This window comes from Sinorhizobium fredii USDA 257, assembly GCF_000265205.3.
GTDB lineage: Bacteria > Pseudomonadota > Alphaproteobacteria > Rhizobiales > Rhizobiaceae > Sinorhizobium > Sinorhizobium fredii_B.
The window spans coordinates 1,494,151-1,520,393 of the sequence record NC_018000.1 but is presented as its reverse complement, the minus strand read 5'-3'; the positions used below and the strand labels follow the sequence as shown (position 1 = coordinate 1,520,393).

Here is a 26,243-nt window from a genome sequence, read left to right as displayed (position 1 = left end):
TTTGGCGGCGGCGCCGCTCTTATTTCTTCAGCGCTTTGATGGCGAATTCGATCAGCTCGTCCGGGGTCGGGCGATTGTCCTTGGCAAGACACTGGGCGACGATCTGCGGGTGACAGAGGGTGACAATGCTCGCACCGAAGCATCGGGCAGCAACTTCCGGATCTTGTTCGGCGAATTCGCCGGCCTCGATGCCCTCGCGAATAATGCCGGCAAGAAGCTTGTCGAGGCGGTCGATGTGTTTCTCGATGACGTGCCAGTCCCGCTCGATCGCCACGACGACCATCTCATGGACCTTCTGCTCGTCCAGCATGGTCTCCACCGTCATCTGGTGCTGCCCGTGCACATAGCGCCTCAGGCGCTCGGAGGGGCTTAAGGCGAGGCGGGATATCTCATAGGCCTGCTGATAGCTCGCCGCGAGCATGCGGTCGCAAAGTGCCTGGTGGATCTCCGTCTTCGAGGCGAAGAAGCGGTAGATATTGGCGGGCGACATGTCGAGATCACGGGCAATATCGGCCACATTCGTCTTGGTGTAGCCGTAGTGCCGGAAAAGCCGCTCGGCGGATTCAAGGATCCGCGCAATGTTTTCCTGCCTGGTCGCGTCGATGCTGCTGTCTGCCGGTTCGGTCATGGGCTCGCATTCCGGATTATGATTGACGAATTTCCTATTTCGTCACTCATAATCCGGAGGGCGACAGTTGTCAATCGCAGCCCAACTCGTGCGCTCCTGCACAAGGCCAGTCCCGTGTCGGCGGAGAATGGAAAAGCAAAGTTTCGATTAGCGTTCGCGAGATCTGAAGATCAGCGAAAAAGAATGCTGCTCCCCGCGAGGGAACAACCTCGCTCCCTCGCGGGATCAGCAGCGCAGAGCGCTACAGAGCGACTTCGGAGCGCCTCGTTAAAATACTTTCACTCGGCCGCGACGCCGAGGAGGTTTCGCCACGCCGCGGTAGTTGAATGCGAGCTATCCCTCCCGCTAGAGGATGAAATAGCCCTTCTGCAGGGTAACCGCGTCATCGAGGTGGATGGCGAAGTCGGCCTTCTTGTCGCCGTTCACGTCGCCATAGATATAGCTGTCGGAGGACGCTCGGTCGTAACGAAGTTCGCCCTTTTTGCCGCTGAAGGCGGCGGTTCCGACAAAGGTGAAACCCTGATTGCCGGTCGTGGTCGTGTCGGCGTCGATGGCGGAAAGGTCGATACGGTCGGATTCAGAGGCGAGGAAGTCGTAGATCGTGTCGCGGCCTGAGCCGGCAACGGTGCTTTCCGACGATGCCTTGAACTGGAACGTGTCGGCGCCGCTACCCCCGGTCAACTTGTCCGCGCCGCTGCCGCCGTAGAGCACGTCATTATTCGACTCGGCATAGAGGGCGTCGTTGCCGTTGCCGCCATAGACCTTGTCCGCCCCGGCCCCCCCGTAGAGCGAGTCATTGCCGGACTCCCCGCTGAGCACATCGTTGCCGCTATAGCCCCATAGAGCGTTCGCTGCCTGATTGCCGGTGATCGTGTCACCCGCCGACCCCCCTTTGACGTTCTCGATTAGAGAGCGCGCATCGCCATGGTAGAGCAGGGCATTGAAGATATTGCCCGCGGCGAAGCCCTTGTTGGAGCCGCCGCCGAGCCAGGCGAGCTGGTCGATGCTGAAAGTCGAGGCCTTGCCGGGCCGCAAGTCGATCTTGAGGCCCGTTGCATAGGCAGAGAGATCGTAGGTATCGTTGCCGCCGCCATCCCAAATCGTGGCGAAGATGCGGTTGGCGCCCGGTGCTATGCCGACTGCTCCGTTCACGAGTGTGGCGCCGCTGCCGGGCGTCCATTTGTAGACCGTGTCGCCGCTATTGGTAGTGAAATCGGCGCCGTACATTTCCTGCAGGGCGGCGATGTCAGCCATCATGAAGGTCTGCGGCGCGCCGTATTGTTCATAGTAGTAGCCGGAGCCCCCGACATAGCCCCGGTAGGTCATGATCGAATATTCGATCGAGTCGTATTGGGAAGGCAGAGCCTTGAAGGCTCCCTCTACCTCGTGCCCGTGCTTCAGGCCAAGTGCATGGCCGAGTTCGTGCAGCAGCGTGTGCCACGCGTAGTTTCCGGCGACCGGTTTGCGATTATCGGCAACCGTGCCGGCATAGGTGGTGCCGAACCAAATGTCGCCAGCCTGAGCATAGCCGCCCGGCAGGTAAGCCCACGCAGTGTCCGGCTCGTTCGACTGCGCAAACCGGACCGTCGCGCTGGATGCGCCTCCGGAGGTGAAATTGGCATTGGTGAAGCCCTCGACGGAAAAACCGTCATTGGCGGCCGAACCGAAGCTTTGCTCCATCGCGAAGAGCGCGGCGTTTATCTGTGCCTGGGAAACTGCTGCAAAGCCGTTGTCCTTCTCTCCGCTGTAGCTGTAGCTGCTGCGCGACGTGGGAAAGGCATAGGTGATGGTTCCCGTCCAGGCATAGCCCGACAGCACTCCGTCGATCAGAGTGTTGCCGGTGGTTTTCAAAGTCTTGACGGTCTTACCGGTGCCGCTCATGCCAAATTCCTATCATAAGAGCGCAGGGCCGTTGCCTCGGCTCCAAAAAGCGCAGATCGTGCCGGCGACGTTAGGCTCCGAATGCCTACGATTACTGTAACGAGTTCAATAAGATTGGAGAGAATCGTGCCGTTCCTGAGAGTGGTGCCGTATTTTGCCGCGATGATTCTGGCAGCAGTATTCTCCGCTCCTACTGCATCAGGAACGACAAAGGCAAGAGGAGTGGACATGCAGGAGCCTCCGGATCATGAGGCGGCCGTCCGGGCGGAATTCGAGCGGGTGAAGGCGGAGAATACGGTGGAAGCCTATGAGCGCTTCATCCGCCGCCATCCGGACCATCCATTGAGCAAGGAGGCGGCAGAGGCCCTGGCGCGGCTCAAGAGGCAGTAATGCCGGTCACCCGCCGGCCGGAGCGCTCCAGCGGGGCGACGATCCCCCGCCGCCTTGTCGGCGATCCGGCTTGCTGCCGCACCATCACAACCGCGGTGGCAGCCTGAATGGAATAGTGGAGCAATTGCCGCTTATTTCGCGCGCTGCAGCATTCCGAACAGATCGCGCGGATCATCCGGATCGGCGATCATGTCGAGATTCTGATAGAAGTCGGTGCCGGACAGCCGCTCGCGCACGTAACGGAGCGCCGAAAAATCTTCGATGGCGAAGCCGACGCTGTCGAAGAGCGTGATCTGCCTCGCATCGCGCCGGCCCTCCGCTGCGCCTGTGACGACCTTCCAGAGCTCGGTCACGGGAAAATCCCGCGCCATCTGTTGGATCTCGCCTTCGATGCGGGTCTGCGGCGGATATTCGACAAAGACGTCCGAGCGGAGCAGGATGTCGTGGTGCAACTCCGTCTTGCCGGGGCAGTCGCCGCCGATCGCGTTGATATGGACACCGGCGCCGACCATGTTGTCGGTGAGGATGGTCGCGAACTGCTTGTCGGCCGTGCAGGTGGTGATGATCTCCGCACCCTCGATCGCCATTTGCGCAGAGGGGCAGGAGACGATCTCGAGGCCGGAGCCCGCGAGGTTCAGTGCCGTCTTCTCGGTCGCGCGAGGATCGATGTCGTAAAGGCGAATGGTGTCGATGCCGCAGACGGCCTTCATCGCCAGCGCCTGGAACTCGGCCTGGGCGCCGTTTCCGATCATTGCCATGGTGCGTGCGCCCTTCGGCGCCAGGTGGCGCGCCGCCATCGCCGAGGTCGCGGCCGTTCTGAGCGCCGTCAACAGCGTCATTTCCGTGAGCAGCACCGGATAGCCGGTTGAAACCTCGGCAAGCAAGCCGAAGGCGGTAACGGTCTGGAGCCCGTTGACGATGTTCTTCGGATGGCCGTTGACATATTTGAAGCTGTACACGGCGCCGTCGGAGGTCGGCATCAACTCGATCACGCCGTCACGCGAATGGCTGGCGACGCGCGGGGTCTTGTCGAAACTCTCCCATCGGCGGAAATCCGTCTCGATCGCATCCGTGAGCTCCGCCAAAACGATCTCGATACCGAGGTGGTGGACGAGGTGCATCATGTTCTCGACGCTGACGAAGGGCACCATGGCCTTGGCGGACGGGAGCGGTGAGAGCAATGAGGTTCCTCCTGCATGTGCTGAACATCTTAGAAGGGTACTGACAGGCGCTGCTGGTCGAAAGCGCAAAGCTGTGCTATTTTCGTCACGAGATTGATCAGTTTTGTCAGCTAGATTGAACAATTTTACTATGACATCGAGAGCTACGGGCATTGCGAAGTATACGCCGGATGATCTGGACCGCCGGATCATCGCTCACCTGCGCGTCGACGGCCGCGCTTCGCTGTCGAAGTTGTCTGACGCGCTCGGCGTCGCGCGCGGCACGGTGCAGAACCGGCTGGACCGGCTGACCGAAACCGGAACGCTGATGGGGTTCACCGTGCGCATCCGCGAGGACTACGACCTCAACACCGTACAGGCGGTGATGATGATCGAGGTCGTCGGGAAATCGACGACCCAGGTCATCCGCAAGCTGCGCGGCATCCCCGAAATCCACTCGCTGCATACGACCAACGGCAATTGGGATCTGGTTGCAAATATACGCGCCGCGAACCTTTCCGAATTCGACCGCATCCTGCGCGAGGTGCGGATGATCGATGGCGTGGCCAACAGCGAAACCAGCCTTCTCTTGAGCAGCGTTTGAGCGGCTGGCGCGAAATCGGTCATTGAAAGCCAGACGCGTGCCCATTAGTTTCCGGCCGCAATCAACTGAGGTCGGTCGGGGATATTCGCGTGACGAGAGGCCGTCGATTTTTTCATCTACTTGCCTGTCTGGCATTTCAACCGTCGGCAGCCAATGCGGACTGGCAGGCAGTCGAGAAGGTGCAGAGCTACACAATCGCCGGCCAATCCGGTCCGGAACTCTATGCCTCGATCGGTGAGCGCGGTCCGAAGCTCGGACCGACGCGCGCCATCGCGCATACGAGTTTCAAGCTCACCTGGTCGCGAAAATACGAGGCTCAGGGCGATGCCTGCGTTCTCGTTTCGGCGCTGCCGAAGCTTGCCATCACCTACACCCTACCGAAACCGGCCAAGCCCTTGCCGGGCGCCACCGGGGAACATTGGGAAGCCTTCATCGCCGGCGTGCACAAGCACGAACTGGTGCATGGCGAGTTCATCAAGGAGATGGTGAGAAAGATCGAGGCCGCCACCGTGGGGCTCACGGTTCCCGGCGACCCGCAATGCCGCAAGATCAAGAAGGAGATGACGAAGCGACTCGGGGCGCTCTCCAATGCGCAGCGCCAGCAGAGCCGAGATTTCGACCGCGTGGAACTCAGCAACGGCGGCAATATTCACCAGCTCATCCTCGATCTTGTGAACGGGGGATAGAAGCTTTCCCGGGAAGACGTACGCGCTTCGGGCCGCAATAGATACACGCAAAAAGCTGGTGACGGCCACAAACACGCCCCCGAATTGTCTCAATGGAGTTGAACTGTGCCGCGGTCTTACACGCGCGCGTCGTCCATCTTGTGCGATGCGGGCCACCAATTGCTGAATGTATTGTCGGATTGGCGAGCCTGGCCGCCGGTCCGAGAAGGGAGTTTGCATGAAAACGAATCTTGTCGCGGCTCTTTCCGCAGCGTCGCTGTCTCTCGCCGGCATGACTGCCCATGCGGCCGACCTTACGCCCTACCGGGAGCCCGCGCCGCCGCCCGTGCTGGACGACCAGGACGGCGTCAAGATCGGTTATCTCGAATGCGATATCGGCGGTGGCGCCGGCTATGTTTTAGGCTCGTCGAAGGAGATCGAATGCGTCTTCCGCTCGCTCGGCGGCGATGAGATCGAAGATCGCTATACCGGCGAGATACGCAAGCTCGGCGTCGATATCGGCTTTACCATGCGCAGCCGGCTGCTCTGGGCGGTATTCGCGCCGACGGCCGGTTACCACCACGGGTCCCTCAGCGGGCTCTACAAGGGCGCGACCGCCGAGGCAACCATCGGCGCCGGCGTGGGCGCCAATGTGCTCGTCGGCGGCACCTCCGGTTCCATCCATCTCCAGACGGTCAGCGTTACCGGGCAGCTCGGACTGAACGTTGCGGCCGCCGGCACGTCGATGACCCTCAATTCCGTCAATTGACGTTCGAGGCTTGATGCGGGCGGCTTAGCCTTCCGCATGGCCGTTTCGCCCGGACCGCCAGACAAGGATCATCGTACCGCCGACCATTGCAGCCAGGCAGTACCAGGTAATCGCATAGACGAGGTGGTTGTTGGAAAAGACGACGCGCGTCAGCCCGCCGACCGGAAGGCCGCCACGGTTGCGCGTGGCATCGGCATCGATGAAGTAGGGCGCCACGTCGGAAAGGCCGCGCGCCGCGGCGATTGCGCCGACGTCGCGGGAGTACCAGCGCTCCTCCTGAGGCTTGTTCGAACGCAGCAGAGAGCCTTCCGGCTCGTCCATCCGGATGAGGCCGATGATCTCCGTCTCGCCCGATATTTGCCCCTGTGACCGAGTCGCCGGGGCGCGCTTCTCCGTCGGCACGAAGCCGCGATTGACGAGCACGGTCGGGCCATCGTCGAGCGCCAGCGGCGTCATCACCCAGTATCCGGCGCCGAGTTCGGTCGCGGCATAGACCAGCGTTTCCTTGTCGTGAAGGAAGTGGCCACGGGCCCGCACTCGTCGGTATTCGTCGCGCGCCGCGCCGACATTCGCCCAGTCGTTTCGAGACGGTGGGGGGACGGGCGCTGCATGGATGCGTTCCTCGACCCGGGCGATCAGATCGAGTTTCCAGTAGTGACGTTTGACCTGCCATGTGCCGAGTGCCAGCAGACCGACGATCAGAAGAAGTCCGATAACGCTGAGGATCGCGAGCGACAGCCGGGAGCGCGAGGGAGGCGCGGTTTCGGGATTGCTCATTGCGTGTCGCCGACTGAAAAGGGGAGGTCAAAATGCATGCGGCTTGGATCAGTGCCGCCCCTCAACTGGCTGCCGCCACCTTCTCCCCGCAGGCGGGGAGAAGGGATATGCCGCGCCGTTCTTGTCCCCTCTCCCCGCTCGCGGGGAGAGGGCTGGGGTGAGGGGCGAAGCTGAAGCCGCTTTGTCACGGCATGTTCTTCATCATCTCCGGGCTCATGGACATCATGTTCACGTTGAGATGATGCATGACCCAGATCGAGCCGGATAACGCAATGGCGACGAGGACGATGGTGAAGATCAGCGCCATCATCGTCCAGCCACCTTCCGATCGGGTGTTCATGTGCAGGAAGAAGATCATGTGCACGACGATCTGGACGGCGCCGAGCGCCATGATGATGACCGCGGTCAGGACCGGACTGTCAAGGACGTCGGCCATCACCAGCCAGAAGGGAATGGCGGTCAGGATGACGGAGAGGACGAAGCCGGTCATATAGCTTTTGAGCGTACCGTGACCGGCCTCGTGGCCGTGGCTATGGCCATGATGGGCCTCAAATGCATCCTCATGCGAAGGTGCGTGCGTGCTCATCCGAGAACTCCCATCAGATAGACGAAGGAAAAGACGCCGATCCACACCACGTCGAGGAAGTGCCAGAACATCGACAGGCACATCAACCGGCGCTTGTTCTCCAGGATCAGGCCATGTTTTGTCACCTGAGCCATCAGCACGAACATCCAGACGATGCCCGACGTCACGTGAATGCCGTGGGTGCCGACGAGCGTGAAGAAGGAAGACAAAAAGGCGCTGCGCTGCGGCCCGGCGCCTTCGTGGATCATGTGCGCAAACTCGTAGAGTTCGAGCCCGACGAAGGCGATCCCGAATAGGGCGGTGACGGCCATCCAGACAAGCGTCGCCTTCCTGTTGGCCTTCTCCATTTCCAGCATGGCGAAGCCATAGGTGATCGACGAGAAGAGCAGCATCGAGGTGTTCACGGCGACGAGCGGCAGGTCGAAGAGGTCGGCCGGCGACGGGCCGGCGGCATAGTTGCGGCCGAGGACGGCGTGTGTGGCGAAGAGCACTGCGAAGATCAGGCAGTCGCTCATCAGGTAGAGCCAGAAGCCGAGCATCGTGCTCCCTTCAGGATGATGCTCTTCCTGCAGGTAGAAGGTCGGCGCCTGGCCTTCGTGTAGGGCGTGGTCGGTAAGCTCGGTCATGGTCCTACCACCTCGCTGGCAAGCATTTCGGTGCGCTTGCCCTCCGTTTCGACGACAACCTCGGCCGGGATATAGAAGTCGCGGTCGTAGTTGAAGGTGTGGCCGATCGCGATCGCGATCATGGCGAGGAAGGAGAGCCCGGCGAGCCACCACATATACCAGATCATCCCGAAGGCGAAGGCGACGCTGATCGCGCCGAGGATGACGCCGGTGCCGGTGTTCTTCGGCATGTGGATCGGCTTGAAGCCGGCGAGCGGACGGCTGTGGCCGCGCTTCTTCATGTCCCACCAGGAATCCTGGTCGTGGACGACAGGCGTGAAGGCGAAATTGTAGTCCGGCGGCGGCGAAGAGGTCGACCATTCGAGCGTGCGGGCATCCCACGGATCGCCCGTCGTGTCGCGCAATTCCTCGCGCTTGACGAAACTGACGACGAGCTGGATGAGCATGGACAGGATGCCGAGCGCGATCAGGAAGGCGCCGAAGGCGGCGATTAGGAACCAGATCTGCAGCGACGGATCCTCGAACTGGCTGACGCGGCGGGTGACGCCCATCAGGCCGAGCACGTAGAGCGGCATGAAGGCGAAGTAGAAGCCGATCAGCCAGAACCAGAAGGACATCTTGCCCCAGAACGGATCGAGCCTGAAGCCGAAGGCCTTCGGGAACCAGTAGACGACGCCGGCCATCAGCCCGAAGACCACGCCGCCGATGATGACGTTGTGGAAATGGGCGATGAGGAACAGCGAGTTGTGCAGCACGAAATCGGCCGGCGGCACGGCGAGCAGGACGCCGGTCATGCCGCCGATGACGAAGGTCACCATGAAGCCGACCGTCCACAGCATCGGCACCTCGTAGCGGATGCGGCCGCGATACATGGTGAAGAGCCAGTTGAACATCTTCGCGCCGGTCGGGATCGAGATGATCATCGTCGTGATGCCGAAGAAGGCGTTGACGCTGGCGCCCGAGCCCATGGTGAAGAAGTGATGCAGCCAGACGATATAGGAGAGGATGGTGATGACGACCGTCGCATAGACCATCGAGGCGTAGCCGAAGAGCCGCTTGCCGCAGAAGGTAGCGACGACTTCCGAGAAGATGCCGAAGGCTGGGAGAACGAGGATGTAGACCTCCGGGTGGCCCCAGATCCAGATGAGGTTCACATACATCATCGGATTGCCGCCGAGGTCGTTGGTGAAGAAGTTCGTGCCGACATAGCGGTCGAGCGACAGCAGCGCGAGCGTCGCCGTCAGAACCGGAAAGGTCGCGACGATCAGCACGTTGGTGCATAGCGACGTCCAGGTGAAGACCGGCATCTTCATCATCGTCATGCCCGGCGCGCGCATCTTCACGATGGTGGCGATGAGATTGATGCCGGACAGCGTCGTGCCGATGCCGGCGACCTGCAGTCCCCAAATGTAATAATCGACGCCGACGCCCGGACTATAGTCGGCGCCGGAGAGCGGCGGATAGGCGAGCCAGCCGGTGCGGGCGAATTCGCCGACGAAGAGCGACAGCATGATGATGATCGCCCCGGCGGTCGTCATCCAGAAACTGAAATTGTTGAGGAACGGGAAGGACACGTCGCGGGCGCCGATCTGCAGCGGCACGACGAAGTTCATCAGCCCGGTGACGAACGGCATGGCCATGAAGAAGATCATGATGACGCCATGTGCGGTGAAGATCTGGTCGTAGTGATGCGGCGGCAGGTAGCCCTCCGAGCCGCCGAAGGCCATTGCCTGCTGCAGGCGCATCATGATCGCGTCGGCGAAGCCGCGCAAAAGCATCACCAGCGCCAGGATGACATACATGATGCCGATCTTCTTGTGGTCGACGCTGGTCAGCCAGTCGCGCCAGAGCGCTCCCCAGAACCGGTAATAGGTGATCAGACCGACGAGCGCGATGCCGCCGACGGCGACGGCGAGGAATGTCGCGACGAGGATCGGCTCGTGATAGGGGATCGCCTCGAGGGTCAGTCGGCCAAAGACGAACTTCAGGAGATCTGGATCGGAGAACATGGAAAAACCCGTTCGTTGGTGTCTTTGCGACGCTAGCGCGCCAGCGTTCAATTTCTGAGCTGCGCCGGTGCCGGATCGCCGCCCTCGTGCATGCCCGGGGTCGAGTGTCCCTCGTGTCCTCCCATCCCGGGCATGTCGTGCTGCATCGGTTCGTTGGCGCCGTTGGTACCCTGCGGTTCCTCCTGGCTGCGCGCGGGCGTTCCCGTGGCCGGAAAAGTCGCGGCACCAGCTCCCTCTTCGAGGGCGTGCCTGTTGTCGTATTCGAGTTTTTCTCGGTTCCCGGCACTCTCCTTGCCGCCGCCGCCCATCGCATCGATGTGCATCATTTCATGCATGCACATCTTGCCCGGCGTAGCGCACAGGTTGAGGATCGCCTCGTACAGGCCCGCCTCGACAGTGGCGAAGTAACGGACCGGTTCCCGCTCGCTCGGCTTTTCGAGCTTCAAATAGGCGTCACGGTTGAGCGCGGTGCCTTGCGCCTTCACGCGCGCCACCCAGTCGTCGAAACCCTGCCGGTCGACCCCGTAAAACTTGAAGCGCATGTGCGAGAAACCGTCGCCGCTATAGTTGGCAGAGAAGCCCTCATAGTCGCCCGGCTTGTTGATCACCGCGTGAAGCTTCGTCTCCATGCCCGGCATTGCGTAGATCTGGCCGGCAAGCGCCGGGATATAGAACGAGTTCATCATCGAGGAGGCGGTGATCTTGAACTTGACCGGTACGTCCACAGGTGCTGCGAGCTCGTTGACCGTCGCGATCCCCTGCTCGGGATAGAAGAACAGCCATTTCCAGTCGAGCGCCACGACCTCGACGGTGAGCGGCTTGACGTCCGCCGGCACGGCGCGCTCGGAATCCAGCCGATCGAGCGGGCGGTAGGGGTCGAGCTTGTGCGTGCTGATCCAGGTGACGGCGCCGAGCGCAATGATGATGGTGAGCGGCGCCGACCAGATCACCACTTCGAGCGCCGTCGAATGATGCCAATCGGGATCGTAAGTTGCGGTCGTGTTCGAGCCGCGATAGCGCCACGCGAAGAAAAGCGTGAGGAAGATCACCGGCACGATGATCAGCAGCATGAGGACCGTCGATATGACGATGAGATCGCGCTGCTGCGCGGCGACGTCGCCGGAGGGAGCCATGACCACCAAGTCACAGCCCGCAAGCAGCAAGAGCGGCGGCAAAAGGGTGATGCGGCGGATAAACTTCAGAAATGCTGGCACGACTCTGAGCCCTTTCTGATGACGACCGCCCTGCGACTAAAGTAGGAGTGGTTCGAACGGTATGAGGTTTTTAGTCGCACCGCAGCAATCTTGTGCATTGCGGCGTGAAGTCGGGGTACGTCGGCTGCCGGTTAGTCTGTCCCGGAAGAGCGGAATTTTTACTACGGCAAGCCGCAATTTCGCAATTCAACACTTGATATGATCGGATGATTGATCAACATCCCCTCTGAGGGGCGCCGGGCAAAGCGGCTCCGAGTGGTGGGAGGCCTTTCATGAGCAGTGTGACGCAACAGTCCCTAGGCCCGTCGTCTTCTTCGATGGAGCGTGACGCGCGGCGCATTCACGACGATAGGCCGGTATCGGCGGGTAACATCGCGATCGGCGTCGTTATCGGGCGTGCCGCCGAATTCTTCGACTTCTTCGTCTATGGCATTGCCTCGGTCGTCGTCTTCCCGCAGCTTTTCTTTCCCTTCGCACCCGACCGGCTGACCGCGACGCTTTATTCCTTCGCCATCTTCGCGCTGGCCTTCATCGCCCGGCCGGTCGGCTCCCTTGTTTTCATGGCGATCGACCGGACCTACGGCCGCGGCGTCAAACTGACGATCGCGCTCTTCCTTCTCGGCGGCTCGACCGCTTCGATCGCTTTCCTTCCGGGCTATGAAACGCTCGGGGCGTGGTCGATACTCCTGCTGGCGATCTTTCGGCTGGGGCAGGGATTCGCACTCGGCGGCGCCTGGGACGGTCTCGCTTCGCTGCTCGCGCTCAACGCCCCGCAGCACCACCGCGGCTGGTACGCGATGATCCCGCAACTCGGTGCACCGATCGGCTTCATGCTGGCAAGTGCGCTCTTTGCCTTTTTCCTGATGTCGCTTTCCGAGGCCGATTTCCTCAGCTGGGGATGGCGCTACCCGTTCTTCGTCGCCTTCGCGATCAATGTCGTGGCGCTCTTTACGCGGCTGCGCCTTGTGATGACGAAGGAATTCGGGACCTTGCTGGAAGAGCACGAGTTGCAGGCAAGGCAGGTCACCGAAGTGCTGCGACTGCATGGGCGCAACGTGCTCATCGGGGCCTTCGTGCCGCTTGCCAGCTTTGCGCTCTTCCATCTCGTCACCGTGTTTCCACTCGGCTGGGTGGAGATCTACACGGATCATGGCGCGAGCTCGTTCCTGATCGTGCAGTTCCTGGGCGCGATCTGCGGGATCCTGGCCATCGTCGCCTCGGGGCTCGTCGCGGATCGCATCGGCCGCCGTTACCACCTCGGCGTCTGCGCCGTGTTGATCGCGATTTTCAGCTTTATCGCCCCGATGCTGCTCGAGGCCGGTGCCACCGGCAGGAATGCCTTCGTGATCGTCGGCTTCAGCCTCCTCGGCCTTTCTTTTGGCCAGGCGGCCGGTGCTGTCGCGTCGCGCTTCGGCAGGGCCTATCGTTACACCGGTGCCGCGCTCACCTCGGACCTGTCGTGGCTGATCGGTGCGGGCTTCGCGCCGCTGGTGGCGCTGGGTCTGACCAGCCGTTTCGGTTTGAGTTTTGCAGGTTACTATCTGCTTTCCGGCGCGCTCTGCACGATCGCCGCGCTGATCTTCAGCAAGACGCTCGAGATCAATAACGACTAGGGTCAGGACATCGGCTCCGATGGGCATTCGCCTTGGCCGCACCTTGCGAGGTTTCGGAGAGAGGTGTTGTGCTTGGCGATTTGACGGCATGCCCGCCTAAACAGCGTGTTAAACTCCCTGTTCGGTGAAAACGGCTGGCCGCTCGGGCCGAGAGGAGAACATGCCGAACCCTGACAGTAGCCTGTTCGATTTCTTCGGAATCATGGCGGTGTTCTTGCTCGTGGCCGCGAACGGGTTCTTCGTCGCGGCCGAATTCTCGCTGGTCTCGGTCCGGCGCAGCCGCGTCGCGGAACTGGTGACGCAGAAACGCATGAATGCGAGCGCGCTTCGGCACGCCGTCGACAATCTGGACGCAAATCTCGCCGCGACGCAGCTCGGCATCACCATCTCGTCGCTCGCCCTCGGATGGATCGGCGAGCCGGCGCTCGCCCATCTGATCGAACCCTTGCTGGCGGTGCTGCCGCAGTTCTGGGCCGTGGCCGGATCGCATGCCATCGCCTCGGTGATCGCCTTCGTGATCATCACCGCGCTTCATATCGTGCTCGGTGAATTGGCGCCGAAGAGCCTGGCGCTGCAGCGCAGTGAGGGTACGGCGCTTGCAGTCGTCCGGCCGCTTGGTCTGTTCCTGTTTCTGCTCCGACCGGCAATCCTCGTGCTGAATGGCCTTGGCAATTTCGTGCTGCGCCTCGCTGGCTTGAGTCCGGGAGCGGGTGAGGCCTCGCTGCACTCGCCCGCGGAACTGAAGCTCATCGTTGCGGAAAGCCATCAAGCCGGGCTCCTCGATGAAGCCCAGCAGGAACTTGTGCAACGCATCTTCAGCATTGGCGATCGCCGTATTTCCGATTTCATGACGCCGCGCGTCGACGTCGACTGGATCGATGCCGACGATCCGCCGGCGGATGTTCTCAGGACGATCCGGGATTGTCGGCACGAGCAATTGCTGATCGGCAGGGGCAATATCGACGAGCCGATCGGCATGGTGCTGAAGAAGGACCTGCTCGATCAATTGCTCGACGGCAAGTCGGTGAACCTCTTCGGCGTCATTCGCGAACCGTTGATCCTGCACGAGGCAACGCCGGTCTTCCGCGTTCTCGAGCGGTTCAAGTCCGCGCCTGTTCGCCTCGCAACGATCGTCGACGAATATGGAAGCCTCGAAGGGATCGTCACGCAGACGGACCTCCTGGAGGCGATCGCCGGCGAGCTGCCGGATCTGGAGGCGGAAGAGCGGGCGGTGGTAGAACGCGAGGACGGGTCTCTGCTGATCGACGGCATGATGCCGGCCCATGACGCTTTTGACAGGCTGAAGCTGCACGAGCGGCCGCAGGATGGCGGCTATCACACGATCGCAGGTTTCGCGCTGCACATCCTCGGGCATCTGCCTGATGCCGGCGAGTGTTTCGAGTTCGATGGCTGGCGGTTCGAGATCGTCGACATGGACGGCAGACGGATAGACAAGATCCTGGCGACGAGCCTCACCGAGCGCGAATAAAACATCTCCTAAGCCAGTCACCGGTCGCGGAACATAATTCGATCTCGCCGGTTCCGAGGGCCTCGATATCATCGATAGCCGGAGCGGAATGTCGCAAGATCGGCGGGTCTTCCGGGCCGTGCCGTCGCTTGAGCGGAGGAAGAGAGATGCCTGCAAAATCGAAGGCACAGCAAAAGGCAGCCGGCGCCGCACTCGCGGCCAAGCGCGGCGACATGAAGAAAAGTGAACTCAAGGGAGCCTCCAAGGGCATGGCCGAGTCCATGAGCGAGAAGGAGCTCGAGGAAATGGCGTCGACCAAGCGCAAGGGCAAGAAGGAACACGTTTCGAAGTCTTGAAGGCGCCGCAAAGGAGCCCAATTTGCTGCTCCCATTCAAGCGCCGCGAACCTTCGGAGGGTGAAGGACCGTCTACGCCGCTGGCGGCAAAGACGTTCCGAATTCAAGGGGATAGGGTTTTCGTGTCGGCTTCGTTTTGGTGATTTACACCAGGAACCGCGGACCATATTTTAAGTTTGGCACCCCGGTAAGAAGGACGGACGAATGAGCGAACCCAAAGCCCGTGCAGATGCGGACGCAGACATGGCCGTCGAGGAGCGGATCGCATTCCTGTTGGGCAAGATCGAGAAGGAGGCGGTGCCGCAACGTCTGCTTGAACTGGCGCAGCAGTTGCAGGAAGCGCTCAACGCGCGCAGGAAGTGACCGGGCCTACTGCATATATCCTTATATCGTCGCCGATCAAGGATACATGCAGAAATTCAAAGTGCTACAGCGACCTTTGCGCGTCTGGACGCGCGGCTGTAGGTGCGCAACCATCCTCTAGTTCAAGGGGTTCCCGTGCATTTGCACGGTCAATTCATCGCGAGCGCGGCTTAGTCGGCTCTTGATCGTTCCGATTGCGCAATCGCAAATGTCGGCTGCCTCTTTGTAGCTCATGCCGAAACCGGCAACGAGCACCAGAACTTCGCGGTGCTCGGGAGAAAGACAACCCAAGGCCGTCCGAAGCTCGCCGTTGAGCACACACCACTCCTGGGAGGGAGCTGTCGGGATCGGCAATTCCGCACAGTTGGTGCTTCCCGGGCCTTCGCGCGTGCGGATCTTGTATTGCGTGCGGAAAGCATTGCGCATGATCGTGAACAGCCAGGACTTGAGGCTCGTACCCGGCGCGAACTGATCGATGCTGCGCAGGGCGCGAAGCAGGGTTTCCTGCACCAGATCGTCAGCCTCGAATGACGCCGACGTGAAAGTCCGGGCAAAGGCCCGCAATGCCGGTATCAGGTCGACGACCTGCTCTTCAATGTGTGGTGATTGCTGCGACGCGTGACCGGCGGTGGCAGGCATATCGACTATCGCCCTTCTGGCCGTGAGTATTTTTGGTGACGCGAAGGAAAATGCCTGTCCGCGGTTTTGGTTCCTAGAAGGCGGACAATTCACGGCGGTTGACACCGGCACTGCGTTGATATCGCCCGTCCGCCAGCGCATTCTGCCGCTTCTTCTGCGTCTCTCCGCCTCAGCCGAGGTCACGGACCTCCCTGTTTGGCGCGTCAACGGCCAAAACGCCCGCGGGAACCAAATGCCGTCGCTCCCGGTTGGGTAGGCCTTAGGAAGGAGAAAACCATGAAGAAGTTTGCCTTGATTTGTGCCGCCCTCATGCTCCCCGTATCGGCGATCGCTCAAACGACCGTTGTGCTGCCGGGCGAGGTCAGAACCTATGTAATGGAGCAGAAGACGCCGTCCGTGACTTTTGAGGGGGAGATCGTCGTTGGACAGCCCCTGCCGGAAACCGTCGAGATCCATACGATTCCCGAGCAGCCGGATTTTGCCTATGCGATCGTGAACGAGAAGCGCGTGATCATCAATCCTAAGACGCGCGCCGTAGTGGAGGTTGTCCAATAATTCGAAGAGCGCGGCATGGCGGAACTGCCTCCATGCCGCTTTTCTTGTCCTTTCACGTTATTGCGGGAGGCGACGATGCAGAATGGGGAATTTCAGCTGGCAGCCCACCGGGAAATTCTGATTGCCGTCCTCTCGGCTCTCGCGCGCCACGAGGATGTGTGGCCGGAGATCAACCGCGTCCTCGACGAGACCCGCATCGTCCAGGATCATGAAGAAGATCCGGGGATCGTTCCCTCTGAGGCCTTCGCGAGACAAAACGCGATGACGGCGGAGATTACCGCCATCCTGCGGGCCGCTGCGATGCGAGCTGCGCTGGATCCAGACGCTCCTCGAACGGCGTAGTCAGCAAAGCCGAGCAATTTGTGGGGAACCGCACTCTCTGTTCGCGCGTTAACAACAAGCCCGCGGTTTCAGCCGCGCAGGTCCACGTCAACAGAAGGGATTGAATCGTGCGACAACGAGCGAAGAAAATGCGTCCGAGGTTTGCCCGGCCGCCTGAAAATCCAAATCCTACTAAGAAGGCGCCACGGAACTCATGGCAACCCCAGGTCACCGTGCCACGCCAGGTCGATCTCACGCTAAAGAAATCGCCAGACGAAGAAATCGCGGTGCCGGCCTCGGTCAACGGTAGGAGCCTCATAGATGGCCGGCCATGAGGAAAAGGCGATTCGCGTCCGCGACGTGATGTCTCGCCAGATCTATACAGTCTCGCCGACGGACACGGCACAGTCCGTGGCGCGGTTGATGAAGGAGACCGGAGTGGGCGCATTGCCGGTGGAGGTTCCGGGGGTGGGGACGATCCTCGGGATCGTAACCGATCGCGACATCCTTACCTCGGTCGTTTCCCAAGGACGATCGACATCGACGGCGGTGTTCGAATTCATGACGGTGGCGGCTGAATCCTGCGAAGAAGGAGACAGCATCCTGCTCGCCGCTCAGAAGATGCACGATCTGAGGATACGGCAGCTCGTTGTGGTAGACGAAAAGCGCCACGCTGCCGGTATCATCGCGCTGGCGGACATCATTCGCGTGAGCCCGGAACTCGGCGGCCTCGTGCTTGACGGCATGTCCCGCCAGGAACCGGCAAACGAGCAGCTTGAAGGAATGTCGCCATGCCCGGCCTGACGCAGGACCGACTGTGGAGTGAAGCGGTGATCCTGGAGGCACCCAACCGCGTGCTTCGTGTGCAAAGCACACGCGATGCGTTTCTTTGCCTCAAGAACCATTGGCCATTACCGAATGGCGACGGGGGCGCCAGAAGCGCGGCACTTGCCGCCTGTGACCGCGTCATCGACGGGCAGGACGAGCCGGATGTCGCACGCGCCGCCTTCATCAAGGCGGCCGAGGAGGCCCAGTTCGCCGTCCATAGCTGGACAGGTGAATGAAGGCGCGCGATCGGGCGTTTCAGGCAATCCTGTCGATGATCATCATGTCCTGCTGTCGGAACGGTTTCGCCCGGCGGCAGGCGGCTCGTAACGGCGCGCGATGGCGGCCTGGACTTCCGCCTGGAACGCGAGGACCTGGCTCCGGATTTCGTTTTCCCCCAGGCCAAACTGCGCGAGCTCATCAGCAAGCTTCCGGCACTCTGCTTTCCAGAATTGCAGAGCGGCGTTTCCATGGAGCCGATCGAGCTCCCGCGCGCAGCGATCGATCTCGCCGGCGCGCGCCTCGAGCGGAAATGCGACGATCCCGCCGGCTTTGAACACACTCGTCCGCTCGCTTACTTCAACTTCCATCGAATCACCCCGCGCTCGCCTTCCGGGAAAGCTCTATCGGCAAGATGGTTAACGATTCCTTCGTCCGGTCCCTGTGCTGCCACTTGTCCGCTAACAGAGACCACAATTATTTCCCATTGCCGGGAACAATTCGGTGCGCTTCCGGTTTGGCCACCGGAACGCGCGGAATAGTTCCCTCTCCGCAAGCCCCTACGGATCCGGGCGTTCCATAGTGCTGATGCGGATAATGGCCCCGCCACCCCGGCGGGGCTTCTTTTTGGACAACTGTAGCACTTTGAATTGCTGCATGTTTTAAATCGGCAACAATTTTAAGGAAACTGCAGTAGTGTGGCGGGACTCTAGCGCAGCAGCCCCTGGCCGCCGTCGACCCAGACAGGGCTGCCGGTTATGTGCCGCGCATTGTCCGAGACGAGGAAGCGGATGACTTCTGCGACGTCCTCGCTGCGTCCGGGCTCGCCGCCGGTAATCGGAACCTGTCCATCCGGCCACTCGACCGGTATCGCGGTTTCCTGCTCGTGGCGCAGGCTCGTATTCTCTGCGATGCTGGTGTCGATTTCCCCCGGGCAGACGGCATTGACCCGGATCTGGTGCTTTGCCAGCTCCAGAGCCAGTTGCTGGACCATGGCGACCTGGGCGGCCTTGGTGGCCGTGTAGGCTGTGGCGCCCGGCGTCGTGAAGGTCCGTGTCCCGTTGATCGAAGAGACGACCACAATGGCGCCGCCGCCGTTTTGTTTCAGATGAGGGACCGTCGTGTGCAGGGTGAGAAAGGTGCCGCGCAGATTGACGGCAATCGTCTCGTCCCATTCGAACGGCTTCAGATCGTCGATTGGCGCCCAAACGCCGTTGATGCCGGCATTTGCGACGACGATGTCTAGACCACCGAACGCGGAGACGAGTTCGTCCACCGCTTCGCGCATCGGCGTCTCCTCGGAAACGTCTGCCTCAAGGACGAGCGCCTGCCCGCCCTCGGCGCTGATTTGGGCGGCAACCTGGTCGAGTTCGGGCCGCGTACGCCCCAGCAGGCCTACTTTGGTGCCTCTTGCGGCGAGCATGAGTGCCGTAGCCCTGCCGATGCCGGATCCCGCGCCGGTGACGAGCGCGACAGACGAGCGGCCGACCATGGCTAGTGCTTTTTCGCGCGGTCGGTCGGAATCGTGGAAGCCGTCACCGAAACGGGATCGCTGGCCGGGAAGCTGTCCTCGAGCCCCTCGTCGAGCTGTCGTTCCATCTCGTCGGTATCCTTGTTGAAGCGAGCGCTGCGGCGCATATTCGGTTGGCCTTCCGGAGCCTCGCCGTTCTCGAGAGCGGTGGTCTCGGTAGTGGCGAGTTCCATCATCACCTCCTTCGCCCGCTCCACCGCATTCATGCGGTTGAGGCTGCGGCAGGCGTCGTTGCGTAGGGATACCGATACGATCTCACCTCCCTCACCGACGAATTCAACCGTAAAACCGGCCCTGCCGCCCTGTTCCGGAATAACCTGCGTGCCGACAACGTGCATATGCTTATCCTCCTGGTCGCGCTTCCAGGCGCGGGTCGAATGTTGACATCATCGACCGAGCGGAAGCCGGTTTGCGTTTCCTGTGGTGCTTTGCCTTTCAGGCAAACGGCCACGTGTTGTCTTTAGTTCCACCGACTAAGGCCTGTTGAGATTCAGGATTCCCGCCGCGGCTTGTTTATGATTCAAGCTTCGGATGAACGATTCGTATTGACTGACGCCCAATGGGCGAAGATGGAGCCGCACTGTCTGGGCAAGCCGACGGACCCCGGGCGAAGCGGCAGCGATAACCGACGGTTCATCGAAGCGGTACTGTGGGTGGTGCGTACCGGCAGTCCGTGGCGTGATCTTCCCGTCTTCTTCGGCAACTGGAACACCGTCTTCAAGCGATACCGTGGTTGGGTCAAGGCCGATGTTTTCGTGCGGCTTTTCGAGGCCTGCTCGGACGAGCCCGACATGGAATACGCCATGGTCGACGCCACCATCATCAAGGTCCACCGCCACGGCCAAGGCGCAAAAGGGGGACTCAGAGCCAGGCCATAGGCCGCTCCAAGGGCGGCATGACTACCAAAATCCTCGCGCTGACCGACGCGCTCGGCAACCTTGTCCGCTTCGTCCTGCTGCCCGGCCACCGCTTTGATACCGTCGGCGTGCCGCCGCTCATTGACGGCGTCGCTTTCGGCGCGCTGATCGCCGACAAGGCCTTCGACAGCAACACCATCATCGCCGACCTCGACGAACGCGGCGCCAAGGTTGTCATCTCCCAGCATCCGCGCCGCGCCAAGCCACTGCAGTTCGACGCCGAGATGTACAGATGGCGTCATGTCATCGAGAACTTCTTCTGCAAGCTCAAGGAATTCAAGCGCATCGCCATGCGCGCCGACAAAACCGACCAGAGCTTCAACGCCATCATCCATCTCGCAGCAGCCGTCATAAACTCCAGATGAATCTCAACAGGCCCTAGGCCCGCCGGCTACCGGGCTTCGGCCCGTCGCGGCCTTCGCCCGGCTGCCTTGGATATCTTCCTGTGCAGCGCCTGATCGTCCTCGCTCGCCGCGTGCTCCCTCAAGATTTCGCTGAGGCGCTTCAACTCCCGATCATCGAGTTTTTCAATGCCGATGAAACGGTTTTCGGCCTCACTCGTCAGGATAAGCTCATCCAGCTTCGCCTGGAGCGCGGTGCCGTCGCGATTCTGCGAATTCTGGAGAACGAAGACCATCAGAAAGGTCACGATCGTCGTGCCGGTGTTGATGATGAGCTGCCATGTCTCGGAAAAATCGAAGAACGGTCCGGTCATGCCCCAGAGAGCGACCGTTGCAACCGCGATCACAAAAGTGACCGGCCTGCCGGAATATTCTGCGACCGCCGTGGAGAATCTGCTGAAGTTGTTCACCATGCGAGAGACCCGTCCCATGCATTGCGATGATCATCGAATTGTTCCGGTGCCGAAGCGGCAAACCGCTTCACGTCGCCTCGCTGTAAATGCCTGAAACCAAAAAAGAGTTCCCGGATCGATGTGGCGATCGCGTCCTCAGCAAGGAGATCGGGGGCAGGAGAAGGCGGCCCATACCGCGCGGCCACGTTCACTCCACGCGCCGATGTGCATTGCCACCGCTGTCCTGCCCCGTCCCGGTGACGATCGTCAGGAAGGCCTCGCGGGAAGCGGCAAGGAAAGCGGCGCGGGCGTCCTCGGGTCTCTTCCGGTGCCTCAGCGCCGCGTTGCATGCACGCACGGCGCAGCCGTAATAGGCACCATGCCGCACCGGCCATTCGCTTTGCAGGCATTTCATCGCGTCGAGCGGCCCAATGACGGTGCGGCACTTGCCGTCCAGCATGTTGAGGTTGACGGGCTCGTTCCATGGAATCTCAAGCATGGCGTCCTTTCGCCCCTCCTGCATGTTTTTAAACCGGAGCCGATCCAAGGATAAGGAACATTTGAAGAGCCTTTGTGCGTTTAGACGCGCGGCGCTGCAGGTGCTCCTCGGCGTCACGAACTGCCTATTTCGACGCTCTTACACGTAGCGCCTGAGACTATGCGCTTCTATTGACTGCGAATCGAGATGTGGGCCTCCTCCGCCGCCTTGATGAAGGCCCGGCGGGCTTTCTCGGTCTTGATCTTGCCGTCCAGTGCCTGGAGGCAAGTCCGTTTGGCGGCGGCAAGCGCGTGGCCATCGCGCTGCGGCCAACGCAACAGCAGGCATTCGACGGCCTCCCGCGTACTCTTCACGGCGCGATATCCGCCCGTTTCACCGAGCTCCAATTCGACGCTCTTTTCCCACCAGAAACAGTGCATGATGCCTTGCCTCGCCACTGGTTTACCGCTGGAAATCAAACTGTTGGAGCCGGCTTTTGGTTCCCGCGCAAATGGCGATAACACGCCCCGTGCGCGTGCGAGAGACGAAGGTGAACTCTTGACGCGAAGCCCGATCTCGCTAAGTAAAGAAACGCTCCCGCTCTCAGACATCGGATCGCGGGAGGAACATTGGTGCCGGGCCCCTCTGGCGAGAGTTTTTACGGCGCTCTCGTGATGTCGGTACCGCCAGCAAATCAGCCGGCGGAAAAACGCTACCATGACAATTCAACTTATGCTCCACGCATGTAGCCGTTCGGCCGTGCGTTCTTTTGTTTCCAACAATCTCCCTTTCGCAAAGGCGACGAGCTCGCGGGCAGGGGAGGTTCGCCAATGACACAGTCGCGCTCGCAAACAGGCACACTTGATTACTTCAAGTGGGCCTTTCTCACTACGGCTGCCGGTCTCGTTCTCGGCGCCTGGGTCGGTTGGCAATCGACCGGTACCCTCAGCGGCATGATGACGGTCTTCTTCGTCTGTGCCGTGCTCGCTGTTCTCGAAATCTCCTTGTCTTTTGACAATGCCATCGTCAACGCCAACAAGCTCAAGGACATGACGCCGGTCTGGCAGCAGCGGTTCCTCACCTGGGGTATCATCATCGCTGTCTTCGGCATGCGCATCGTCTTTCCGCTATTGATCGTGGTGATCGCGGCAAATATCGGCCCGATCGATGCGGTCATCCTCGCTGCGGCCCGCCCAGAGGAATATGCCCGCATCATGCACGATGCGCATCTGCCGATCGCCGCTTTCGGCGGAACGTTCCTGATGATGGTCGGTCTCAATTATTTCTTCGACCATGAGAAAGACGTGCACTGGATCGCCTGGCTCGAGCGCAAGGTGGCGCGCTTTGCGACCATCAGGGGCGTCGAGATCGCCTTTGTGCTGGCGCTTATTCTCGGCTTCTCGACCTTGCTCGAGGGAGATGAGGCGGTCGCCTTCGTACATGCGGCCGTTTACGGGCTGCTGACGTTCCTCATCGTCGAGATCGTCGGCGGCCTGCTGGACGCCACGGAGCAGACCATGAGCGCTGCGGCTAGAGGCGGCTTCGGCGCCTTCCTCTATCTGGAAGTGCTCGATGCCAGCTTCTCCTTTGACGGTGTCATCGGCGCCTTCGCCCTGACCCAGAACCTGTTCATCATCGCTATCGGCCTCGGCATCGGCGCGATGTATGTCCGCTCGATGACCGTGATGCTGGTCGAAAAGGGAACGCTCAGCCAATATCGTTACCTGGAGCATGGCGCCTTCTATGCGATCCTGATCCTCTCGGTGGTGATGTATTTCCAGACGTTTATGCATATTCCCGAGGTCATCACCGGACTTGGCGGCGCGGGTCTCATCGGCCTTTCGCTCTGGTCGTCGATTCGCCACAACCGGCGCGAGGCGCAAGGGGAGACTTTGGCGGGCGGGCGGCTGCGCGCGTAGGTTCGATCGCCACTATAGGAATGGGACGGCCCGGCAATCCATGCCGGGCCGTCTTTGTTTTACCCCAAGGCATGGCGATCCCGCACGCGCGCCTATGCTTGCCACTGCACAGGTCAAGGCGGAAAGTGCCGGCGTCGCCTTCTCCCGCCGGATCCGCTGGCGTGATGCCGAAGTCATCCTGGGTCCATGCGAGAGAGATGTTGCTTCTGCATTTTTTGCCGGAAAAGCGTCACAGTTTCGGGCGAAGGCCACGGCGAGCCGGGAATGCCTCCCGGCGAAATGGTTGTCAGCAACAACGCGGAGGAACGCTCTTGAACGCCAGTCCGAACGATCTTGCGCTGATTGCCGTGATGCGCCGCTATTTTCTGTTGAAGGACGAGGCGAACGCGTTGAAGCAGCGGATGGAGGCCGCCCGCAAGGATGCCGGTGAAGGAATCGACCGCTTCTACGATCCGCGGCTGAACGCCGCCCATGCCGACGATATCCTTGCCTGGCATCGGCTCAGGAAGGAACAGGAAGAACTGATGAACCTTGCCGCACGGTGGGGAAGGGGCGGCAGCATCGAGGATTACCCCGTCGAAACAGAGCGGCCGGCGGAGACCGTCCATATGCTGGGCATCCACGCCGTGACGGACTGACAGATCGCAGCGTAGCACCGCTCGCGACGACATCGGCGACGCAAGCGCAACTCTCTTGTCCTCTGGCAGATCAAGCAAAGAAACAAGCACTCGCGCCCTAGCGGGCGCGAGGCTTCCAGAACGGTAGCCCGGCGGTCTATTGCGCGGGCGTAGTAGGCGCGGGCGTAGTAGGCGTGGGCGTAGTAGGCGTGGGCGTAGTAGGCGCCGGAGTAGTGGGTTCCGGTGTCGCGGGCGCGGGCGTTGCGGGTGCGGGTTCTGGTGCCGCAGGCGCAGGCGCGGGTTCTGTTGGGGCCGGCGCCGGGGGCGTTTCGGCTGTCTGTTCGGTGCCACCCGGCATCAGGAAAATTACCGCGAGGATGACAATCGCGACCACTATGATACCGATGATCACGTTTCTGTTCATTGAATAGTTCCTCCGACACTGGAGACCATCTTTGATTGACGGTCTCGACTCGATTATTGGAGCGGCCAGTCTGCTTTGCAATCAGAGATCAGTGAACACAGCCCATAATCACCCTTGAACAGGGTGATTCGCAACCCAATTGCTTGATTCCATTTATTGCGAGTGGCGTTGGCGAACTGCGACAGTGTTTTCTGCGGTGTCGTTCGCCCGAGCGACACGCGATACGGAAGTCAAAATTGGACGGGCGACGGACACCGATCCGAACTCGCGGGCCCCCGACTGGTTGTTCGGGCCAAAGGGCGACCAAGCTAGAATACCGCGAGATATCTCAGCAACGACAAGACGCCGATAATGATCACGATGGCTTGGACGATTTGCTTGGTGCGTCCGTCCAGCGGAAGCCGGTTGACGAGGTAAAGCACCAGGATGACGACGAGAAATGTCACAAGCACGCTGATCAGTAAGGACATGTATTTCCGCTCCGTTGCGTTGGCTTACGAAGCTTTACCTATGGGAGTGAAAGCGGAAGGAAAGGCCCAACCACCAGTTCGCAACGATTTCGCTTTGCGGCGATGAAGCGTCGGAGCGCGAACCATCCCGGGCCGACAGTGCCTTGCGCCGATATGTGGTGCGTGGTGGGCGGGAGCGGAAAGCAGGCGGCGCAACGAAGTTTACTGTCGGGTATTCACTACGATCGCTGAGGAAACTCAACAATGTCAGTAATGCGAGAAAACGTTTTCTCATATTGACATCGTCCCTGCGAAAAGGTTTTCTCAAACACGCTTTGGGTGGGAGACCGATTTGACGACACAGCGATCCAGAAGCGGGCGCGTGACGATTCACGATCTGGCGCGAGTGGCGGGCGTCAGCGTCTCGACAGTGTCGAAGGCGTTGAACGACAACGGCCGCATGGCCGCCGAGACGCGGGCGCGGATCAAACGGATGGCCGCCGAAATCGGCTTCCGGCCGAACGCGCTGGCGCGGGGGCTGCTCTCCAGCCGGTCGTTCACCATCGGTCTCCTAACCAATGACACCTATGGCCGTTTCACCCTGCCCGTCATGGCGGGGGTTTCGGAGGCGTTGGTCGACCACGGCGTCTCGGTCTTCCTCTGTGCAATCGAAGACGATCCCGCCCTCGGCAAGGTCCATGTCGATGCCATGCTGGACAAGCAGGTGGACGGCATCATCGCGACAGGCAAGCGGATCGACAGGTCTCTCCCGGTCGATCTCGCTGGCCTGCCGGTGCCAGTCGTCTATGCCTTTACTGCCGGGGCGCCGGAAAGCGTGACATTCACGGCCGACGATGCCCACGGCGCGGCTCTTGCCGCGGCCTGGCTCAAGAAGATCGGCCGTCGCAGCCTGGTGCATATCACCGGGCCTGAGGATTTCGTTTCCGTGCGCGAGCGCGCCTGCGCCTTCGCGAAGGAGGCGGGCGGGGATGCGCCCGTCCTTTACGGCGTCTGGTCCGAGCGCTGGGGCCACGAGGCCATCGCCGAACTGTGGAACGCCGGTGAAAGGCTGCCGGACGGCATCTTCTGCGGTAACGACCAGATTGCTCGCGGCGTGATCGACGCGCTTCGAGAGCGCGGCGTCAAGGTCCCGGACGACGTCTCCGTCATCGGCTTCGACAATTGGGAAATCCTTGCCGAGCAGACGCGCCCGCCCCTGACGACGATCGACATGAATTTGAAGGAACTCGGCAGGGAGGCCGGGTTGATGGTGCTTGCCCTTGCAGAGGGTAGGACGGCCCAGCCGGGCTTGCGCAAGCTGCCCTGCAAGCTTGTGGTCCGGCAATCTTGTGGTGGGGCCGGTACGCCTGCCTAAGCACGGCTGACCGAGTGCGACTGAACGAGGAGGAGGGAGCTCGCGTGTATGCGGCTCCAGTCAAGAGGAGGAA

At 61.1% G+C, this 26,243-nt stretch carries 33 protein-coding genes; 16 read left to right on the top strand and 17 right to left on the bottom strand.

Translation table 11 applies throughout. The annotated features are described in order from the left end of the window. Positions 1–19: 19 nt before the first annotated feature. From USDA257_RS07015 to USDA257_RS35885, 3 genes are all read right to left on the bottom strand, one after another. A complete protein-coding gene (locus tag USDA257_RS07015; RefSeq protein WP_014762211.1) occupies positions 20–628 on the bottom strand; it encodes a TetR family transcriptional regulator in 609 nt (202 codons plus the stop codon). 345 nt (positions 629–973) lie between these two features. Next, complete coding sequence (locus tag USDA257_RS07010; RefSeq protein ID WP_014762210.1) at positions 974–2,509, bottom strand: M10 family metallopeptidase C-terminal domain-containing protein; 1,536 nt, start codon at positions 2,507–2,509, stop codon at positions 974–976. Then, a complete protein-coding gene (locus tag USDA257_RS35885) occupies positions 2,506–2,739 on the bottom strand; it encodes a hypothetical protein (RefSeq protein WP_144051905.1) in 234 nt (77 codons plus the stop codon). Before USDA257_RS35885 ends, USDA257_RS07010 begins: the two co-directional genes overlap by 4 nt. Between USDA257_RS35885 and USDA257_RS37055 the strand changes: the two genes are divergently transcribed. Further along, positions 2,738–2,899 (top strand): hypothetical protein, encoded by a 162-nt coding sequence (locus USDA257_RS37055; protein WP_014762209.1) that lies wholly within the window; start codon positions 2,738–2,740, stop codon positions 2,897–2,899. The two genes, USDA257_RS35885 and USDA257_RS37055, sit on opposite strands and share 2 nt — an antisense overlap. A gap of 131 nt (positions 2,900–3,030) precedes the next feature. Here the strand turns inward: USDA257_RS37055 and USDA257_RS07005 are convergent, their stop codons facing one another. Continuing rightward, positions 3,031–4,080, bottom strand: a complete 1,050-nt coding sequence (locus USDA257_RS07005; protein WP_014762208.1) for an ornithine cyclodeaminase — start codon at positions 4,078–4,080, stop codon at positions 3,031–3,033. Positions 4,081–4,210: 130 nt separating this feature from the next. Between USDA257_RS07005 and USDA257_RS07000 the strand changes: the two genes are divergently transcribed. The 3 genes from USDA257_RS07000 (at position 4,211) to USDA257_RS06990 (ending at position 6,097) form a co-directional block, all read left to right on the top strand. After that, positions 4,211–4,663 (top strand): Lrp/AsnC family transcriptional regulator, encoded by a 453-nt coding sequence (locus USDA257_RS07000; RefSeq protein ID WP_014762207.1) that lies wholly within the window; start codon positions 4,211–4,213, stop codon positions 4,661–4,663. Positions 4,664–4,752: 89 nt separating this feature from the next. Continuing rightward, positions 4,753–5,349, top strand: coding sequence for a DUF922 domain-containing Zn-dependent protease (locus USDA257_RS06995; RefSeq protein ID WP_014762206.1), 597 nt, complete (start codon positions 4,753–4,755; stop codon positions 5,347–5,349). Positions 5,350–5,566: 217 nt separating this feature from the next. Further along, positions 5,567–6,097: a DUF992 domain-containing protein gene (locus tag USDA257_RS06990; RefSeq protein WP_014762205.1), complete on the top strand. Its 531-nt coding sequence runs from the start codon at positions 5,567–5,569 to the stop codon at positions 6,095–6,097. 24 nt (positions 6,098–6,121) lie between these two features. On the opposite strand, the gene USDA257_RS06985 is transcribed toward USDA257_RS06990, so the two are convergent. From USDA257_RS06985 to cyoA, 5 genes are all read right to left on the bottom strand, one after another. Further along, entirely contained in the window at positions 6,122–6,874 is a 753-nt protein-coding gene (locus tag USDA257_RS06985) for an SURF1 family protein (RefSeq protein WP_014762204.1), read from the bottom strand. A 184-nt stretch (positions 6,875–7,058) separates the two neighbouring features. Then, the gene (gene cyoD, locus USDA257_RS06980; RefSeq protein ID WP_014762203.1) at positions 7,059–7,460 is read right to left on the bottom strand and encodes a cytochrome o ubiquinol oxidase subunit IV; all 402 of its coding nucleotides are present in this window, start codon (positions 7,458–7,460) and stop codon (positions 7,059–7,061) included. Then, a complete protein-coding gene (gene cyoC / locus USDA257_RS06975; protein WP_014762202.1) occupies positions 7,457–8,086 on the bottom strand; it encodes a cytochrome o ubiquinol oxidase subunit III in 630 nt (209 codons plus the stop codon). Before cyoC ends, cyoD begins: the two co-directional genes overlap by 4 nt. Further along, complete coding sequence (cyoB, locus tag USDA257_RS06970; protein ID WP_014762201.1) at positions 8,083–10,095, bottom strand: cytochrome o ubiquinol oxidase subunit I; 2,013 nt, start codon at positions 10,093–10,095, stop codon at positions 8,083–8,085. The genes cyoC and cyoB overlap by 4 nt, the downstream gene beginning before the upstream one ends. Before the next feature lie 47 nt (positions 10,096–10,142). Further along, positions 10,143–11,309, bottom strand: coding sequence for a ubiquinol oxidase subunit II (gene cyoA / locus USDA257_RS06965; protein ID WP_014762200.1), 1,167 nt, complete (start codon positions 11,307–11,309; stop codon positions 10,143–10,145). A 272-nt stretch (positions 11,310–11,581) separates the two neighbouring features. Between cyoA and USDA257_RS06960 the strand changes: the two genes are divergently transcribed. From USDA257_RS06960 to USDA257_RS37050, 4 genes are all read left to right on the top strand, one after another. After that, the gene (locus tag USDA257_RS06960) at positions 11,582–12,922 is read left to right on the top strand and encodes an MFS transporter (protein WP_014762199.1); all 1,341 of its coding nucleotides are present in this window, start codon (positions 11,582–11,584) and stop codon (positions 12,920–12,922) included. A 160-nt stretch (positions 12,923–13,082) separates the two neighbouring features. After that, positions 13,083–14,411 carry a hemolysin family protein gene (locus tag USDA257_RS06955; protein ID WP_014762198.1) on the top strand — a complete coding sequence of 443 codons (1,329 nt, stop codon included), beginning with the start codon at positions 13,083–13,085 and terminating at the stop codon, positions 14,409–14,411. A 146-nt stretch (positions 14,412–14,557) separates the two neighbouring features. Continuing rightward, entirely contained in the window at positions 14,558–14,746 is a 189-nt protein-coding gene (locus tag USDA257_RS06950) for a DUF3008 family protein (RefSeq protein ID WP_014762197.1), read from the top strand. Positions 14,747–14,949: 203 nt separating this feature from the next. Then, positions 14,950–15,108, top strand: a complete 159-nt coding sequence (locus USDA257_RS37050) for a hypothetical protein (RefSeq protein ID WP_014762196.1) — start codon at positions 14,950–14,952, stop codon at positions 15,106–15,108. 117 nt (positions 15,109–15,225) lie between these two features. Here the strand turns inward: USDA257_RS37050 and USDA257_RS06945 are convergent, their stop codons facing one another. Further along, positions 15,226–15,747, bottom strand: a complete 522-nt coding sequence (locus USDA257_RS06945) for a sigma-70 family RNA polymerase sigma factor (RefSeq protein ID WP_041413975.1) — start codon at positions 15,745–15,747, stop codon at positions 15,226–15,228. Positions 15,748–16,023: 276 nt separating this feature from the next. Here USDA257_RS06945 and USDA257_RS06940 point away from each other — a divergent pair, with 276 nt between their 5' ends. The 4 genes from USDA257_RS06940 to USDA257_RS06925 all read left to right on the top strand — a co-directional run bounded on the left by USDA257_RS06940 (position 16,024) and on the right by USDA257_RS06925 (position 17,687). Continuing rightward, on the top strand, positions 16,024–16,302 hold the full coding sequence (locus USDA257_RS06940) for a DUF1236 domain-containing protein (RefSeq protein ID WP_041413974.1): 279 nt from the start codon (positions 16,024–16,026) through the stop codon (positions 16,300–16,302). A gap of 75 nt (positions 16,303–16,377) precedes the next feature. Next, a complete protein-coding gene (locus tag USDA257_RS06935; protein WP_014762194.1) occupies positions 16,378–16,644 on the top strand; it encodes a hypothetical protein in 267 nt (88 codons plus the stop codon). 300 nt (positions 16,645–16,944) lie between these two features. Continuing rightward, positions 16,945–17,427 (top strand): CBS domain-containing protein, encoded by a 483-nt coding sequence (locus USDA257_RS06930; RefSeq protein ID WP_014762193.1) that lies wholly within the window; start codon positions 16,945–16,947, stop codon positions 17,425–17,427. Continuing rightward, positions 17,415–17,687: a DUF982 domain-containing protein gene (locus tag USDA257_RS06925; RefSeq protein WP_014762192.1), complete on the top strand. Its 273-nt coding sequence runs from the start codon at positions 17,415–17,417 to the stop codon at positions 17,685–17,687. Before USDA257_RS06930 ends, USDA257_RS06925 begins: the two co-directional genes overlap by 13 nt. Before the next feature lie 42 nt (positions 17,688–17,729). Here USDA257_RS06925 and USDA257_RS06920 read toward each other — a convergent pair whose 3' ends face one another. The 3 genes from USDA257_RS06920 to USDA257_RS06910 all read right to left on the bottom strand — a co-directional run bounded on the left by USDA257_RS06920 (position 17,730) and on the right by USDA257_RS06910 (position 19,536). Continuing rightward, positions 17,730–18,038, bottom strand: a complete 309-nt coding sequence (locus USDA257_RS06920; protein WP_041413973.1) for a DUF6074 family protein — start codon at positions 18,036–18,038, stop codon at positions 17,730–17,732. A gap of 338 nt (positions 18,039–18,376) precedes the next feature. Further along, entirely contained in the window at positions 18,377–19,159 is a 783-nt protein-coding gene (locus USDA257_RS06915) for an SDR family oxidoreductase (protein WP_014762191.1), read from the bottom strand. A 2-nt stretch (positions 19,160–19,161) separates the two neighbouring features. After that, a complete protein-coding gene (locus tag USDA257_RS06910; protein WP_014762190.1) occupies positions 19,162–19,536 on the bottom strand; it encodes a hypothetical protein in 375 nt (124 codons plus the stop codon). Between the two features lie 177 nt (positions 19,537–19,713). Here USDA257_RS06910 and USDA257_RS35880 point away from each other — a divergent pair. After that, positions 19,714–20,480, top strand: a protein-coding gene (locus USDA257_RS35880) for an IS5 family transposase (protein ID WP_144051969.1) whose coding sequence is annotated in 2 segments (ribosomal slippage) — positions 19,714–20,059 and positions 20,059–20,480 — 768 coding nt in all. Because the reading frame shifts where the segments join, the coding sequence is not laid out codon by codon here. 26 nt (positions 20,481–20,506) lie between these two features. On the opposite strand, the gene USDA257_RS06895 is transcribed toward USDA257_RS35880, so the two are convergent. The 3 genes from USDA257_RS06895 to USDA257_RS06885 form a co-directional block, all read right to left on the bottom strand. Next, complete coding sequence (locus USDA257_RS06895; protein WP_014762188.1) at positions 20,507–20,929, bottom strand: low affinity iron permease family protein; 423 nt, start codon at positions 20,927–20,929, stop codon at positions 20,507–20,509. A 187-nt stretch (positions 20,930–21,116) separates the two neighbouring features. Next, entirely contained in the window at positions 21,117–21,407 is a 291-nt protein-coding gene (locus tag USDA257_RS06890) for a DUF982 domain-containing protein (protein WP_014762187.1), read from the bottom strand. Positions 21,408–21,574: 167 nt separating this feature from the next. After that, positions 21,575–21,826 carry a DUF982 domain-containing protein gene (locus tag USDA257_RS06885; RefSeq protein ID WP_014762186.1) on the bottom strand — a complete coding sequence of 84 codons (252 nt, stop codon included), beginning with the start codon at positions 21,824–21,826 and terminating at the stop codon, positions 21,575–21,577. A gap of 390 nt (positions 21,827–22,216) precedes the next feature. Here USDA257_RS06885 and USDA257_RS06880 point away from each other — a divergent pair, with 390 nt between their 5' ends. Together USDA257_RS06880 and USDA257_RS06875 are read left to right on the top strand one after the other, a co-directional pair. Further along, complete coding sequence (locus USDA257_RS06880) at positions 22,217–23,305, top strand: DUF475 domain-containing protein (RefSeq protein WP_014762185.1); 1,089 nt, start codon at positions 22,217–22,219, stop codon at positions 23,303–23,305. A 311-nt stretch (positions 23,306–23,616) separates the two neighbouring features. Continuing rightward, complete coding sequence (locus tag USDA257_RS06875; RefSeq protein ID WP_041413970.1) at positions 23,617–23,943, top strand: hypothetical protein; 327 nt, start codon at positions 23,617–23,619, stop codon at positions 23,941–23,943. Between the two features lie 711 nt (positions 23,944–24,654). Here USDA257_RS06875 and USDA257_RS37045 read toward each other — a convergent pair. Continuing rightward, a complete protein-coding gene (locus tag USDA257_RS37045; RefSeq protein ID WP_014331478.1) occupies positions 24,655–24,816 on the bottom strand; it encodes a Thivi_2564 family membrane protein in 162 nt (53 codons plus the stop codon). A gap of 361 nt (positions 24,817–25,177) precedes the next feature. Here USDA257_RS37045 and USDA257_RS06865 point away from each other — a divergent pair, with 361 nt between their 5' ends. Beyond that, positions 25,178–26,170, top strand: coding sequence for a LacI family DNA-binding transcriptional regulator (locus tag USDA257_RS06865; protein WP_332908271.1), 993 nt, complete (start codon positions 25,178–25,180; stop codon positions 26,168–26,170). Positions 26,171–26,243: the final 73 nt, after the last annotated feature.

Bases quoted from the DNA above. Each gene is read 5' to 3' on its own strand.
- USDA257_RS07015 (WP_014762211.1), bottom strand. From the start codon at position 628: ATGACCGAACCGGCAGACAGCAGCATCGACGCGACCAGGCAGGAAAAC.
- USDA257_RS07010 (WP_014762210.1), bottom strand. From the start codon at position 2,509: ATGAGCGGCACCGGTAAGACCGTCAAGACTTTGAAAACCACCGGCAAC.
- USDA257_RS37055 (WP_014762209.1), top strand. From the start codon at position 2,738: ATGCAGGAGCCTCCGGATCATGAGGCGGCCGTCCGGGCGGAATTCGAG.
- USDA257_RS35885 (WP_144051905.1), bottom strand. From the start codon at position 2,739: ATGTCCACTCCTCTTGCCTTTGTCGTTCCTGATGCAGTAGGAGCGGAG.
- USDA257_RS07000 (WP_014762207.1), top strand. From the start codon at position 4,211: ATGACATCGAGAGCTACGGGCATTGCGAAGTATACGCCGGATGATCTG.
- USDA257_RS06990 (WP_014762205.1), top strand. From the start codon at position 5,567: ATGAAAACGAATCTTGTCGCGGCTCTTTCCGCAGCGTCGCTGTCTCTC.
- USDA257_RS06985 (WP_014762204.1), bottom strand. From the start codon at position 6,874: ATGAGCAATCCCGAAACCGCGCCTCCCTCGCGCTCCCGGCTGTCGCTC.
- cyoD (WP_014762203.1), bottom strand. From the start codon at position 7,460: ATGAGCACGCACGCACCTTCGCATGAGGATGCATTTGAGGCCCATCAT.
- cyoC (WP_014762202.1), bottom strand. From the start codon at position 8,086: ATGACCGAGCTTACCGACCACGCCCTACACGAAGGCCAGGCGCCGACC.
- cyoB (WP_014762201.1), bottom strand. From the start codon at position 10,095: ATGTTCTCCGATCCAGATCTCCTGAAGTTCGTCTTTGGCCGACTGACC.
- USDA257_RS06960 (WP_014762199.1), top strand. From the start codon at position 11,582: ATGAGCAGTGTGACGCAACAGTCCCTAGGCCCGTCGTCTTCTTCGATG.
- USDA257_RS06955 (WP_014762198.1), top strand. From the start codon at position 13,083: ATGCCGAACCCTGACAGTAGCCTGTTCGATTTCTTCGGAATCATGGCG.
- USDA257_RS06950 (WP_014762197.1), top strand. From the start codon at position 14,558: ATGCCTGCAAAATCGAAGGCACAGCAAAAGGCAGCCGGCGCCGCACTC.
- USDA257_RS37050 (WP_014762196.1), top strand. From the start codon at position 14,950: ATGAGCGAACCCAAAGCCCGTGCAGATGCGGACGCAGACATGGCCGTC.
- USDA257_RS06945 (WP_041413975.1), bottom strand. From the start codon at position 15,747: ATGCCTGCCACCGCCGGTCACGCGTCGCAGCAATCACCACACATTGAA.
- USDA257_RS06940 (WP_041413974.1), top strand. From the start codon at position 16,024: ATGAAGAAGTTTGCCTTGATTTGTGCCGCCCTCATGCTCCCCGTATCG.
- USDA257_RS06935 (WP_014762194.1), top strand. From the start codon at position 16,378: ATGCAGAATGGGGAATTTCAGCTGGCAGCCCACCGGGAAATTCTGATT.
- USDA257_RS06930 (WP_014762193.1), top strand. From the start codon at position 16,945: ATGGCCGGCCATGAGGAAAAGGCGATTCGCGTCCGCGACGTGATGTCT.
- USDA257_RS06925 (WP_014762192.1), top strand. From the start codon at position 17,415: ATGCCCGGCCTGACGCAGGACCGACTGTGGAGTGAAGCGGTGATCCTG.
- USDA257_RS06920 (WP_041413973.1), bottom strand. From the start codon at position 18,038: ATGGAAGTTGAAGTAAGCGAGCGGACGAGTGTGTTCAAAGCCGGCGGG.
- USDA257_RS06915 (WP_014762191.1), bottom strand. From the start codon at position 19,159: ATGGTCGGCCGCTCGTCTGTCGCGCTCGTCACCGGCGCGGGATCCGGC.
- USDA257_RS06910 (WP_014762190.1), bottom strand. From the start codon at position 19,536: ATGCACGTTGTCGGCACGCAGGTTATTCCGGAACAGGGCGGCAGGGCC.
- USDA257_RS06895 (WP_014762188.1), bottom strand. From the start codon at position 20,929: ATGGTGAACAACTTCAGCAGATTCTCCACGGCGGTCGCAGAATATTCC.
- USDA257_RS06890 (WP_014762187.1), bottom strand. From the start codon at position 21,407: ATGCTTGAGATTCCATGGAACGAGCCCGTCAACCTCAACATGCTGGAC.
- USDA257_RS06885 (WP_014762186.1), bottom strand. From the start codon at position 21,826: ATGCACTGTTTCTGGTGGGAAAAGAGCGTCGAATTGGAGCTCGGTGAA.
- USDA257_RS06880 (WP_014762185.1), top strand. From the start codon at position 22,217: ATGACACAGTCGCGCTCGCAAACAGGCACACTTGATTACTTCAAGTGG.
- USDA257_RS37045 (WP_014331478.1), bottom strand. From the start codon at position 24,816: ATGTCCTTACTGATCAGCGTGCTTGTGACATTTCTCGTCGTCATCCTG.